Genomic DNA, 14,307 nt, shown 5'->3' on the forward strand with positions numbered 1-14,307 from the left:
CGCGAAAGCGGCGGTTCAGGCACTGAATGTGCCGACTGACACAGCGTATTCGCGAGCAAGCCCGCTCCCACTGTTTAAACCGTGCCCACTTTCACCCAGCGTTCCTCAAGGGCGGCCACTCGAATCGCCGTCGCCAACCGCTCCACCTCCCAAGCAGCCTCAAAGTCCGTCCCCTGGGCCCCTTGGCCGGCCAGGGCCATGATCAACTCGTGCACTTCCAACGTCTTCAATTCGTTGTAACCCAACTGGTGCCCCGCCGCCGGGCTGAATGCCGCATAGCCGGGCAGGGCAGGGCCAGCCAGCACGCGCTGGAAGCCGTCCTGGCCGATGCGGTACAGGCGCAGTTCATTCAAGCGTTCCTGGTCAAACGCCAGCGTGCCTTGGGTGCCGCTGATCTCGAAACTCAGATGGTTCTTATAGCCGTGCTTGAGCCAACTGCTGCTCACCGTGCCACGGGCGCCGTTGGCGAAGCGCAACAGGGCATGCACCTGGTCATCCACGGCAATGGCTTTTGAGGTTGGGCTGCCGGCGGTGGCGGGGCGTTGGTTGTGCACGGTCTGGGTATCGGCACAGACATGGGTCACGTCGCCCACCAGATAGCGGGCCATTGACAGCAAATGGCTGCCCAGGTCAGCCAGGGCGCCGCCAGCATGCTCCACCTCACAGCGCCATGACCAAGGGGAGGCCGGGTCCGCCATGAAGTCTTCGCTGAACTCACCTTGGAAACTGATGATCTGGCCCAGTTCGCCCTGGGCAATCATCTGCCGGGCCAGCACGATCATGGGGTTGTGCTGGTAGTTATAGCCGACCCGCGTCACCACCCCGGCGCTATGGGCTGCGCGGCGCATGGCGTCGGCTTGTTCGAGGCTGACGGCCAGGGGTTTCTCGCAATACACGGCTTTGCCGGCCGCAATCGCGGCCATGGCCATGGGGTAATGCATATGGTTGGGGGTGGTGATAGCCACGACGTCGACCTTGGGGTCATTGATCAACGCTTGCCAGTCGCCATGGGCCTGGGCAAACCCCCAGGCGCTGGCGCAACGCTGGGCGCGTTCGGTGTCGGCATCGGCCAGGGCGGCCAGCTTGAGCTGCACGGGCAGTTCAAATACCGCCCGGGCGTTGTTGAACGCCAGCGCGTGGGCGCGGCCCATGAAGCCTGTGCCGATCAAGCCGATTCCGAGTTCACGCATCGTCGTGGTCCTTTGGATTATTGTTTTCAGGAAAGCTATTAATGGAATAAAAATTCACTAAATTCAATAGATAGAATAAAAATTCATTTTTCCTGATCGTTCCCACGCTCCGCGTGGGAATGCCGCCCGGGGCGCTCTGCGCCCCGCTGTTTGCGCGGTGAGGACGCAGAGCGTCAGGGGATGCATTCCCACGCGGAGCGTGGGAACGATCACGTGGGGCCATCATTTCAGCTGATATAGCTATATTCAGCACATGGCCAAACGCCGCCAGTTAACAAAAGATAACGTAGCGCCGATTGTCAGACGATTCCAAAGCCCGATAGGATGGCTCCTGCTTCCTCCAGGCGCTCTAGATTGCAGGTTTCAAGGTCCTGGCAGAGAAGACGACCTAACAATAATAAATGGGAGAAAGGTCTATGAGTGAGCCTGTCATGGGTTGGGTTGTTTGCCGCCCACGCGCCGCACGCAGGGTTGCGTTGCTGGCCACAGCGCTCTCGCTGCTTGCTGGCAGCGCATTGTCGCTGCCGGTTCTGGCCGCCAGCGATACCTCCGCCGCCGCAGTCTTTGCAATTGAATCCCCCAAGGCCGCCAAAGGCTTGATGATCGACGTGGTTCACGCGGGCAAGCGCCTGGTGGCGGTCGGTGATCGGGGGCATATCCTTTATTCCGATGACCAGGGCAACACCTGGGCCCAAGCCAAAGTACCCACCCGGCAACTGCTCACGGCGGTGTTTTTCGTTGATGATCAGCACGGTTGGGCCGTCGGCCACGATGCGCAGATTCTTGCCAGTACCGATGGCGGCGCCACGTGGACCCAGCAATATCAAGACCTCAAACGCGAAGCGCCGTTGCTCGATGTGTGGTTCAACGACGCCAACCACGGCCTTGCCGTGGGCGCCTACGGTGCGTTGATCGAGACCACCGACGCCGGCAAAACCTGGAACGATGTGAGCGAGCGTCTCGACAACGAAGACCAGTACCACCTCAACGCCATCGCCCAGGTCAAGGGCGCCGGCCTGTTTATCGTCGGTGAGCAAGGCAGCATGTTTCGCTCCAGCGACGACGGCCAGACCTGGGAAAAACTCGAAGGCCCCTACGAGGGTTCGCTGTTTGGCGTGATCAGCACCGCACAGCCGCAAACCCTGCTGGCGTATGGGTTGCGCGGCAACCTCTACCGCTCCACCGATTTCGGCAGCACTTGGGAACAGGTCCAATTGAACGCAGCGCGTGGCGCGTTGGAGTTTGGCCTGTCGGGGGCGACCTTGCTGGAGGACGGTTCCATTGTTGTGGTCGGCAACGGCGGCAGCGTGGTGGTCAGCCACGACGACGGCCAGACCTTCAGTGTGTTCAATCGCCCGGACCGTATTTCACTCTCGGCGGTCACGGCGGCCGGCAATGGCAATTTGATCCTCGCGGGGCAGGGTGGCGTGCGGGTTGCCACATCGGCCGGCGCAGAGCTCTCACAATAATAAGAAGGCGGGGATTCAATGAGCAGTCATCACAACGATAAAGCGACCTTTCTTGAACGTCTGATCTTCAACAATCGCCCGGCGGTGATCGTCATCTGCCTGCTGGTGAGCCTCTTCCTGTTCTGGCAGGCGACCTTGATTCGCCCGTCCACCAGCTTTGAAAAAATGATCCCGCTCAAGCACCCCTTCATCGAAAAAATGATGGAGCACCGTAACGATTTGGCCAACCTGGGCAATACCGTGCGTATTTCGGTGGAAGCCAAGGACGGGGACATCTTCACCAAGGAGTACATGGAGACCCTGCGCCAGATCCACGACGAGGTGTTCTACATCTCCGGTGTGGACCGCTCGGGCCTCAAGTCGCTGTGGAGCCCCAGCGTGCGCTGGACCGAGGTGACCGAAGAAGGTTTTGCCGGCGGGGAGGTGATCCCGCAGAGCTACAACGGTTCGCCGCAGAGCCTCGACCAGTTGCGCAATAACGTGCTCAAGTCCGGCCAGGTCGGGCGGCTGGTCGCCAATGACTTCAAGTCGAGCATCGTTGATATCCCGCTGTTGGAGTCCTACCCGGACCCGCAAGACCAGGGCAAGTTGCTGGCCCTGGACTACCGCAAGTTCTCCCATGAACTCGAAGACAAGATCCGCGACAAGTTCGAAACCCAGAACCCCAACGTCAAGATTCATATTGTCGGCTTTGCCAAAAAGGTCGGCGACCTGATCGATGGCCTAGTGATGGTGGTGCTGTTCTTCGGCGTTGCGTTCGTCATCACCCTGATTCTGCTGCTGTGGTTCACCAACTGCCTGCGCAGCACCATTGCGGTGTTGAGCACGACATTGGTGGCGGTGGTCTGGCAACTGGGGTTGATGCACTTCTTCGGTTTCGGACTGGACCCGTATTCGATGCTGGTGCCGTTCCTGATCTTCGCCATCGGCATTTCCCATGGCGTGCAGAAGATCAACGGCATTGCCCTGCAATCCAGCGAGGCAGACAACGCCCTCACCGCCGCGCGGCGCACCTTCCGGCAACTGTTCCTGCCGGGGATGATCGCCATTCTGGCGGATGCGGTGGGCTTCATCACGCTGCTGATCATCGACATCGGCGTGATCCGCGAACTGGCTATCGGCGCGTCCATCGGCGTGGCGGTGATCGTGTTCACTAACCTGATCCTGCTGCCGGTCGCGATTTCCTACGTGGGCATCAGCAAGCGCGCCATCGCCAAGAGCAAGAAAGACGCGAACCGCGAACATAGCTTCTGGCGCCTGCTGTCCAAATTTGCCAGCCCGAAAGTCGCGCCGGTTTCGGTGTTCCTGGCGTTGATCGCCTTTGGTGGCGGCCTCTGGTACAGCCAGAACCTGAAGATTGGCGACCTGGACCAAGGCGCACCGGAACTGCGCCCGGATTCGCGCTACAACAAGGACAACAACTTCATCATCAGCAATTACTCCACCAGCTCCGACGTGCTGGTGGTGATGGTCAAGACCAAGGCCGAAGGCTGCTCGCGCTATGAAGCCATGGCGCCCATCGACCAGTTGATGTGGAAGATGCAGAACACCGAGGGCGTGCAGTCGGCGATCTCGTTGGTGACCGTGTCCAAGCAAATGATCAAGGGCATGAACGAGGGCAACCTGAAATGGGAAACCCTGTCGCGCAACCCGGATGTGCTGAACAACTCCATCGCCCGTGCCGACGGCTTGTACAACAACAATTGCTCCCTGGCGCCGGTGCTGGTGTTCCTCAATGACCACAAGGCCGAAACCCTCGACCGCGCGGTGCATGCGGTGCAGGACTTCGCCAAGGAAAACAACAAGGACGGCCTGGAATTCATTCTCGCAGCGGGTAATGCCGGGATCGAAGCGGCCACCAACGAGGTGATCAAGGAGTCGGAACTGATCATCCTGATCCTGGTGTACCTGTGTGTAGCGACCATGTGCATGATCACCTTCCGCTCTTGGGCGGCGACTCTGTGCATCGTGCTGCCGCTGGTGCTGACCTCGGTACTGGGTAACGCACTGATGGCGTTCATGGGCATTGGCGTCAAGGTCGCGACCTTGCCGGTGGTGGCCCTGGGTGTGGGGATTGGCGTGGACTACGGCATCTACATCTACAGCCGCCTGGAAAGCTTCCTGCGCGCCGGCCTGCCGCTACAAGAGGCGTACTACCAGACGCTGAAATCCACCGGCAAGGCCGTGCTGTTTACCGGCCTGTGCCTGGCCATCGGCGTGTGCACCTGGATCTTCTCGGCCATCAAGTTCCAGGCCGACATGGGTTTGATGTTGACCTTCATGTTGCTGTGGAACATGTTCGGCGCGCTGTGGCTGTTGCCGGCGCTGGCGCGATTCCTGATCAAGCCTGAGAAGCTGGCAGGGCAGAAGGGCAACTCGTTGTTCGCGCACTGATCCTGCTCCCAAATGGCGAGATCGGGCTTGTGTGGGAGCTGGCTTGCCTGCGATAGCATCGCCGCGGTGTCACTGATACACCTCGGCATCTGCATCGCGGGCAAGCCAGGCTCCCACACATCGCTCCCACATGGGTGCGGTGTTCAACCTCTAGGCAACAGCCTGGGCTATCATTGCGGCTTTCCCCAAAATGATTGACTGCCATGACTGCCGACACCCTGACTCGCGTCCTTGCTACCAGCGATATGCTGATCATCAATGGGCTGCACGCCTTTGACTTCGAGCTTGATCAGCAACTGCAGATCCAAAGCATGGATGGCCGGGAACTCAAGCGCTGGACCTTCAGTCCAGAACAGTTGGAGGCGGCTACCTTTGACGAGAGCTTGCAAAGCTGGTTGCTGATCAACGACGACGGTGAACACCGTCTGGTCTGCTTGAGCGCCATCCAGGGCGACAACAATAACGACGAGGACGAAGCAGATGATGCGTAAATTCTGGCCCCTGCTGATGGCAGGCAGTGTCGGTGCGATGTCGGTGCAGGCCGCACCGGCCGATATCCATGAACTGTTGGTCGGCAGCTATACGGCCGGCACCAGTGAAGGGATCTACCGCCTGCGATTCGACAGTAGCACCGGGCAGTTCAGCGGCAAGCCAGTGCTGGCGGCGAAAACCGCCAACCCTTCCTGGCTGACGATCTCCAAAGACCAGAAGCAGTTGTTTGTGGTCAATGAAAACGGCCCCGGCCAGGCAGACCCGGTGGGGCGTGTCAGCAGCTATAGCATCGACCCCCAGAACCACCAGTTGACCCTGATCAACCAGGTGCAGAGCCTGGGCAATGAGCCGACCCATTCCAGTGTGGCCGCCGATGGGCGCTACCTGTTCGTCGCCAACTACTCGGTGGTGGAAGACCCGGGTGGCAGCCTCGCGATCCTGCCGGTGGATGCCAGCGGCAAGCTGTCGGCACCGGTGCAGTTGAGCGGGCACCCGGCCAGCCGTGTGAACCCGGAGCGCCAGGCGTCCAATCATGTGCATTCGGTGGTGTCTTCGCCGGACGGCAAGTATGTATTTGTGCAGGACCTGGGGGCGGACAAGGTGTTTGCCTACCGCTATGACCCCAAGGCCAATCATGAGCTGCCACTGACGGCGGCCGACCCGGCGTCGGTGCAGTTGCCACCCGGCAGCGGGCCGCGTCACTTGCTGTTCAGCGCGGACGGCAAACACGCCTGGCTGACCACTGAGATGAGCGCCCAGGTAGCCGTGTTCGATTACAACGAGGGCAAGCTGACGCAAACCCAGTTGCTCGACTATGCCGCCGGCCAACCGGTGTCCGACAAGGCCGGTGCGGCGTTGCATGCCTCAAACGACGGCAAATTCCTGTACGTGAGCAACCGTGGCACGGCCAATCAGATGCTGGTGTTCAGCATCGATCCAGCCACCGCGCACCTCAAGGAAATCCAGCGCCGTTCTGTCGAAGGCGACCATCCGCGTGAGTTCAGCCTCGACCCTAGCGGAAAATTCCTGCTGATCGCCAACCAGAAAAGCAATGAAATTGTCGTCGTCGAACGCGACTCCAAGACCGGCCTGCTGGGTAAAACCGTGCAGAAATTGCCGATTGATGCCCCCAGTGACCTTAAGTTCCTGGTGCGTCAATAAGCCACAGGCCCCGCCATGCGGGGCCTGAGCCGTTGTATTAATCGCAGTGATAACGGCTACTGTTTCAAAGCATTTCTAAGGTTCAACCCTCGGGCGTAAGTTGGGTTCCAAGGCCTTCCCAGGCCACCCAACCAAACGAACACAAGGGTTACCGCCATGAATTTCAATCTCTTCTCGATCATCGCTGCTTCTGCTGTTTCCGCCACCGTGGCCTTGCCTGCCGCCGCCAGCGTGGAAGTCACCGGCAAAAAATCCAATGTCACGGCTTATACTCAGAAGTACCTGCAACAGAGTGCCAACTTTTATGCGGCGCTGGATCACAAGATTCAAAACTGATTGTCGAGCGACTCAAACCCCAAGCCACTCGCGGGAGTGCCTTGGGGTTTGACGTATCTAGCTGATGGTCAACATCCGACGCAAGGATTCATTCAGGTCTATTGCGCGCGCGCGGGTGAAGCTGCTTGAGATCACGTAATAGAACTCGAAGCTGTAGCCTTTGAACTGGCGCAATTGTTCCCAGTAAAACACCTGCTTGACCGGCGCACCGACGGGCCAGGATTGGCCGACGATTTGTGTCTCGGTGTGGAGGATCACCTCGTTCAACCCTTTTACAAGTCGAAAGATCCACAGAATCTCGTCGGTGGGTTGCCGCCAGGCATAGTAGGGGCAGCGTGCGATGACATGCGCCGGGTCGTTACTGATGTGATCGTCTGGGTAGCCCTCAAGGTCCGGTGGCTCCAGGCGAACCACTGAGCCTCTGACCTCGGCCGCGGTTTTCTTGGAGTACACCTCGTAGGGCGGGCCGGACTTTCTCAATACGAAGCTGGTCTCCACCCGGCCTTCAGCGGCCATCCGTACATCCAGGTAATCGATGAACACTGAATAGACCTGACCACCTCGCCTGATCTCGACAAATTTGTGAATGATTTTGACGCCACCTTTAGGCGGGTAGATGCGGAACATCACATCATAAATATCACCCACACCGCCCACGCTAGACGGCGTGCGAACCTGCATCTCCAGGGGGTTTTCCCCCACGACTTCAAGGTCGATATAGCCAGGTGGCCCGCCATTGACAATGACGGGGCCATCCGTCAGGTGCTGGCCCAGGTTCACCGAGACCTCCACGCTGGCCGAGCCGGGCGTCGAGACATTCCCCACCAGGTCCCGCACCTCCAGCCAGACGTACCGAAGATCACTGTCGCCGGCTTCAAGCAAATCCGCATAGGTCACCAGGATCACTGTGGGCTTGAGAGCCCCCGCAATGTTTTGCGTCTTGATCACCGATCCCCAGTGAAGATCGACTTCATCGGTTGGGTTGGTGTTTGGGGGCGGCTGGAGCGTGATAGTGACGCCTTTGCTGGCGTTGCCTGGGACGATGACCGTCTCGGATACGCTGAATTTCAGTCCTGAATGCCCGGGTACTGTAGGGCCATCGTTGTCGTCACCGGCGGGAAGGTCGGTCTTGACCAGCGTCAGCAGCGGGTAAGACCTGTCGTAGTCCGTGCCGCCGGCATAGTGGACCACATACACCAGGGCATACGGGCCGTCGGGAAGGTCCTTCTGTTCGGCGGCGAAAAAGTAGGCGTTGTTCAGCTCCTCGCCAGGTTTGAGCTGCTTGGTGGCGAGTACCGACACGGTGCCGTCGTCGAGTAGTTTACCGACCGTAATGACATCGCCGGGGGCCGCGGCCCAGCCTTTGTCTACCTGAATCGTCATGCCCGACTCAAACAACCACTTCGGGACGCCAGCGTCGTAGCCTTTGACGTTCTCACTCATGCCGGGAATGTAAAGCCGGTCGAGGTACTTGGGCGCCTTCTTTTCCTCCAGCGTCATGATGGTGTGTGATGGGGCCGGAACCTTCTGTTTGGCAGAGGCTTTGGTTTTGGTCTTTCCCTCTGTCGCTGCTGGCTTGGTCGCAGGCGCGGATGTCTGGTTTTTTTTGGCTGGCATGGCTGTTCTCCTGTTCCTGCGAAGTGTGCTGTTGGCGCTATCAAACACCTGAAACCGGGCATTGCCTACTGTCAGAATTAACAGGTACCGATCCAGGGGCATCCCGCACGACCTGTTAATTCTGACAGTAGGCACGCCGCGATTTAAGGCGTTTGATAACGGTAAGCCAACAGCGCACGACCGTGAGGACTCTCGCCATGCCCAAGGACAAAACACTTAACCCCCTCCTGCCGCCCATCGTTGTTCCGCTGATGGAACCGGCCATTGATGGTGATATCGAAGGGGCGCATGGCGGTATCGGCCTGCGGCATACCGAGGTGCCGTTGGTGGTCTACCTGATCAACCCCAAAGATGGCGTCACTCCGGGCAGTGTTGCCTCACTGTTCTGGGGCAACCGTAATATTCCCGTGGCCTCTACGCCGATTCGCGAAGGCGAGGAAAACCTTGACCTGATCCCGCTGACTGTTCCCGCGCACCATATCGTCCCGTTCTTGGTCTACCCGGTATGTGCCATGCTAAGGCGCAGAAGCGGCAATGAGTCATTCACCGAAGAAATCAAGTTACGGGTCAGCCTGACTCGCCCCGGTGGCGAAGACAAAGACAGTCTGCCCGGCCACCAGGGGCTGGCGTATCAGGTCCCACCGGATGTTGTGCTGCGTGGCGTCAATCAGGAGCAGGCACTGGCGGGTGTCAAGATCATCATTCGCTACTGGCTAAACATGCGCGCTTATGACCTGATCACTCTGGCCTGGGGCTCGCAAGTGGTTCAGCACCGGGTCCAGCCCGGCGAAGTGGGCCGTGACATCACCTTGACCGTCGACTACGCCACTATCAGCGCCGCGGGCAATAACCGGCTTACGCGCGTGGCTTACCAGGTGCGGGACGCGGGCGGCAATCTGCCGGAGGAGCGGGCACGCTGGTCGGCGGTGTCGTTGATTGATGTGCACCTCAATGAGGTGCGCCCCGAAGCGCCGTGGCTGCAGTTTCCAGACACCGGTACGAAAATCGACCTCGCGGAACTGGGCAGTTGGGATGTGGAAGTGGCCCTTTGGGTCCTCTCCCAGGAGGCTAGCGCGTATTCCCACGTGACGCTGATCTGGGCCGGTTTGGACAGTGAAGGCAATTCGATCCCTTATACGCACACCGAAGAACTCAGTAGAGCAGGCCTTTATACCTTTGAGGTTCCCAACGCGCTGGTGAGCGCGATTGCCGAAGGCAGCGCGAGTGTGCATGCCCTGTATCAGAATGGCGCGGTGCAACAGCCTTCCGAAAAGCTCTATCTGGACGTCATTGGGCAAGTCGTCAGGTGGCCGGCACCGACGATAGACGAGGACCAGGGTGGCCATATCGAGCCGGATGTCGACGCGACCGTACGCTTCCCCCTTCAAGGGAGCTGGCCGAAGGACGGTTATATCGAAGTCATCTTCCGGGTCAGCAGCGCCGATAACACCATCGAACATCGCATCGGCCGCGAGGTCGACGATATTCCGCCCACGGCCGGTGGGGATTTGTTGTTTACGGTATACCCCGACGAACTGCGGCGTTTCGACGGCCACCTGACTGACGTGTTTTACGCCCACACCCGGCCCGGCGGCCGCCCGCAGGAGTCCCTGCGGTTGCAGATCGTGGTGGGTCAGATCAAGCGTACGATGCCCAAGCCGATTGTCGACAAGGCGGTCAGCGGCCAGTTGAATCCGGATGATGTAGGTGCCTTCGCCACCGTGTTTGCACCGTTTGGCGAAACACTGCGCGGCGACTGGATCCGCATGTACTGGCTTGGCCGGGGCGCCCGCACCGAAGTGCCAGTGCAAGTGGCCGTGAATGGCGCCACCACCACCCACGACATCGAAAAATACTACGTGGAGAACAACCTGGATGAGTCGGTGACGGTGTTCTACACGTTGACACGTAGTGATGAGGCGATGCCGCGGTATTCTGAGATCACCGAGGTGCTGATCAGCCGTGGCGTGGGCGAGTTGCCGTCGCCGACCTTGCGCGAAGCCCAGACGACCGGCCCCGACACCGCCGAACTGGAGCCGCTCAGGGTGCAACAGGGTACCCAACTGGTGGTGAGCTATGTGGGGATGCGCAACAGCGACTCGATCAAAGTCACCATGAACGGTGCCGGCAATGGCGGTTCGCCAGATATCCCGGCCAAACCTGGGAATGAAGCCTTGCAGGAGGTGGCGTTCGATATTTCCAGGGCGGCGATTGCGGCGAACATTCGTGACCACGCCACCACGGTGAAATACCAATACGTGGTAACCCGTGCGGGTGTCTCGGTCACGTCGGCAACCTTGACGGTGACCGTGAGGCCGATACCGCAATCGGAGCTGGCCAAGACGGTCATCAGGCTCAACGAGGCCAATAGCGCGACAAAGGTGCTGGACCTGGATAGCTTCGTCGGCAACGCGATGGCGCATGTCGGCACCTGGCCGTTTATCACCGCCCCTTATCCGGTCTCGTTGAAGTTTTTTGGTAGAACAGCCGCTAATGTTGCTCATGACCTGACGCTGTTCAGTTTCAACAGCTCGTATGTCAATCCGAACTGGGTTGCCCAAGGCCGCTATGAATATCGCCTGTTGCGCACTTACCTCGATGGGTTGGGCCATGGCACAAAATTGAGGATGGAATTCAAAGCCGCCGTCAGTCTTAGCAAGGTTGAAGCCGAGGCGATCAGCTTTCCGGTGGTGGAGTACACCGTCAATACACTGCCGGCAGAATTCCCTGTTCCCAAGTTGACCCAGGCCACGGGGACGGGTACCTCCGTTACCCTGGCGCCGTTGAATGCACAAAACGGTGGCACCGTGTCCGTGGAGTACACACCGATGTACACCACAGACAGCATCAAGGTGACGATGGTGGGGACAGCCGGTGCGGGTTCTCCGGTGATCCCGGCCAAGAATGGGGTAACGGCGGGCAAGGTCACGTTCGATATTACCAAGGCCGCGATTGTCGCCAACGTCGGTAATGCCAACAAGACGCTCACGCTTAAGTACGATGTAACCCGTAACGGCAAGGTTGTATCGTCCAAGGTTTTGACGGTGACGGTGACGCCGATACCCCAGGCTGAGTTGGCCAAAACGGTGCTCAAGATCAATCAGGCTAACGCGGCCACTCAAGTACTGGACTTGACTACGTTTACCGGCAATGCCACAGGGCAAATTGGTGTCTGGCCGTTTATCACTGCGCCTTACCCCGTCTGGTTGAAGCTGCTGGGGAAAACGGACAAGGGCGTTGATCATTCGCTGACGGTATACAACGGGGCGGACAGCGCAGCTGTGAACCCGACCTGGATCGCTAACGGAAAAATCGAACCAGGGATCGCTCGTAGTTATTTGAATGGATTGGGTGATGGCACCAAGCTGCAGATGGAGCTCAAGGCCGCGGTCAGCACAAGCAAGGATGAAACCCTGGCCATCAGCTTTCCGATAGTGGAGTACACCGTCAATACACTGCCGGCAGAATTCCCTGTTCCCAAGTTGACCCAGGCCACGGGGACGGGTACCTCAGTTACCCTGGCGCCGTTGAATGCACAAAACGGTGGCACCGTGTCCGTGGAGTACACACCGATGTACACCACAGACAGCATCAAGGTGACGATGGTGGGGACAGCCGGTGCGGGTTCTCCGGTGATCCCGGCCAAGAATGGGGTAACGGCGGGCAAGGTCACGTTCGATATTACCAAGGCCGCGATTGTCGCCAACGTCGGTAATGCCAACAAGACGCTCACGCTTAAGTACGATGTAACCCGTAACGGCAAGGTTGTATCGTCCAAGGTTTTGACGGTGACGGTGACGCCGATACCCCAGGCTGAGTTGGCCAAAACGGTGCTCAAGATCAATCAGGCTAACGCGGCCACTCAAGTACTGGACTTGACTACGTTTACCGGCAATGCCACAGGGCAAATTGGTGTCTGGCCGTTTATCACTGCGCCTTACCCCGTCTGGTTGAAGCTGCTGGGGAAAACGGACAAGGGCGTTGATCATTCGCTGACGGTATACAACGGGGCGGGCAGCGCAGCTGTGAACCCGACCTGGATCGCTAACGGAAAAATCGAACCAGGGATCGCTCGTAGTTATTTGAATGGATTGGGTGATGGCACCAAGCTGCAGATGGAGCTCAAGGCCGCGGTCAGCACAAGCAAGGATGAAACCCTGGCCATCAGCTTTCCGATAGTGGAGTACACCGTCAATACACTGCCGGCAGAATTCCCTGTTCCCAAGTTGACCCAGGCCACGGGGACGGGTACCTCCGTTACCCTGGCGCCGTTGAACGCACAAAACGGTGGCACGGTGTCGGTGGAGTACACACCGATGTACACCACAGACAGCATCAAGGTGACGATGGTGGGGACAGCCGGAGCGGGTTCTCCGGTGATCCCGGCCAAGAATGGGGTAGCGACGGGCAAAGCCACGTTCGATATTACCAAGGCCGCGATTGCCGCCAACGTCGGTAATACCAACAAGACGGTCACCCTTTATTACGAAGTGACCCGCAACGGCAAGGTTGTATCGTCCCAGGTATTGACGGTGACGGTAACGCCGATACCCCAGGCGGAGTTGGCCAAAACGGTGCTCAAGATCAACCAGGCTAACGCGGCGACTCAAGTACTGGACTTGACTACGTTTACCGGCAATGCCACAGGGCAAATTGGTGTCTGGCCGTTTATCACTGCGCCTTACCCCGTCTGGTTGAAGCTGCTGGGGAAAACGGACAAGGGTGTTGATCATTCGCTGACGGTATACAACGGGGCGGGCAGCGCAGCTGTGAACCCGACCTGGATCGCTAACGGAAAAATCGAACCAGGGATCGCTCGTAGTTATCTGGAGGGGGTGGGACATGGCACCAAGCTGCAGGTGGAGTTAAAAGCGGCGTTCAGTGTGAGCAAGGTTGAGGCCGAGGCCATCAGCTTTCCGGTGGTGGAATACACCATTTACAAACCCGCTTTAAGTGCGGGTGGGAATAAAACTCTTGCAGTCCCTGGCTACCATGTTATTCAAGGAGCCCCGCCCGCAAATCCACCTGCGGCTGCTGTCTATACTCAAAGTGCAACAGGTGGCGTTCGTCCTTATCGCTACAGTTCAGCTGATAAAAATGTAGCAACGGTTGATGAGTTGACAGGGCGAGTGGTAGCGGCGGGCAAAGGAACAACGAAAATCACAGTGACAGATAATGTTGGAACTACCGCCTCTTATACCTTGACGATAAGTGGTTTAACGATGTGGCGGCAAGTTCATAACGGCAATCCGACAATTCAAAATGCATGGCCCAGAGCTGTCAATGCTATCGCCAGTTCAGGTACACGTTTTCCAACGCAGGCTGAGTGTAGGGTACTTGCTGACCTATACAGAGTGGGTGGACTTCCTATCATCCACATTGGATCGCTTTGGCTGGGAAATCAAACAATACTTAGGTTTTTTAGGTACGCGGGAACTAGTGATCCATATGAATTAATCATTGATTCTGATAGCGGAGGTTGGAATTCTGTTCCTACATGGGGGATTAGTTAAATCAACATAGGGCTAATCTGGGGCATATTTACTTCAAGGAAGACTGCCCCGTGCGCCACTCCCGGCTAACGTGCGCACGGGCAAAAAACTCAGGCAGCTCGACATCGTCCTTTGGGGGCAGGGTTTCCACGCCTC

At 58.4% G+C, this 14,307-nt stretch carries 8 protein-coding genes; 6 read left to right on the top strand and 2 right to left on the bottom strand.

The genetic code is table 11. The annotated features are described in order from the left end of the window. Positions 1-74 precede the first annotated feature (74 nt). On the bottom strand, positions 75-1,190 hold the full coding sequence (locus HU730_RS16255) for a Gfo/Idh/MocA family oxidoreductase (protein WP_186527376.1): 1,116 nt from the start codon (positions 1,188-1,190) through the stop codon (positions 75-77). Between the two features lie 431 nt (positions 1,191-1,621). On the opposite strand from HU730_RS16255, the gene HU730_RS16260 reads away from it, so the two are divergent. The 5 genes from HU730_RS16260 to HU730_RS16280 all read left to right on the top strand — a co-directional run bounded on the left by HU730_RS16260 (position 1,622) and on the right by HU730_RS16280 (position 7,042). After that, positions 1,622-2,659, top strand: a complete 1,038-nt coding sequence (locus HU730_RS16260) for a YCF48-related protein (protein ID WP_081095744.1) — start codon at positions 1,622-1,624, stop codon at positions 2,657-2,659. An 18-nt stretch (positions 2,660-2,677) separates the two neighbouring features. Next, complete coding sequence (locus HU730_RS16265; protein WP_057974813.1) at positions 2,678-5,053, top strand: RND family transporter; 2,376 nt, start codon at positions 2,678-2,680, stop codon at positions 5,051-5,053. A gap of 203 nt (positions 5,054-5,256) precedes the next feature. Beyond that, a complete protein-coding gene (locus tag HU730_RS16270; RefSeq protein WP_014718303.1) occupies positions 5,257-5,544 on the top strand; it encodes a DUF5629 family protein in 288 nt (95 codons plus the stop codon). Beyond that, positions 5,534-6,706: a lactonase family protein gene (locus HU730_RS16275; RefSeq protein ID WP_186527375.1), complete on the top strand. Its 1,173-nt coding sequence runs from the start codon at positions 5,534-5,536 to the stop codon at positions 6,704-6,706. Before HU730_RS16270 ends, HU730_RS16275 begins: the two co-directional genes overlap by 11 nt. 156 nt (positions 6,707-6,862) lie before the next feature. Next, positions 6,863-7,042: a hypothetical protein gene (locus HU730_RS16280; RefSeq protein WP_034126032.1), complete on the top strand. Its 180-nt coding sequence runs from the start codon at positions 6,863-6,865 to the stop codon at positions 7,040-7,042. Positions 7,043-7,099: 57 nt separating this feature from the next. On the opposite strand, the gene HU730_RS16285 is transcribed toward HU730_RS16280, so the two are convergent. Continuing rightward, on the bottom strand, positions 7,100-8,659 hold the full coding sequence (locus tag HU730_RS16285) for a hypothetical protein (protein ID WP_186527374.1): 1,560 nt from the start codon (positions 8,657-8,659) through the stop codon (positions 7,100-7,102). A 197-nt stretch (positions 8,660-8,856) separates the two neighbouring features. Between HU730_RS16285 and HU730_RS16290 the strand changes: the two genes are divergently transcribed. Continuing rightward, entirely contained in the window at positions 8,857-14,172 is a 5,316-nt protein-coding gene (locus tag HU730_RS16290; protein ID WP_217862463.1) for an Ig-like domain-containing protein, read from the top strand. Positions 14,173-14,307: the final 135 nt, after the last annotated feature.

Source organism: Pseudomonas sp. SWRI22, assembly GCF_014268395.2.
GTDB classification, from domain to species: domain Bacteria; phylum Pseudomonadota; class Gammaproteobacteria; order Pseudomonadales; family Pseudomonadaceae; genus Aquipseudomonas; species Aquipseudomonas paracarnis.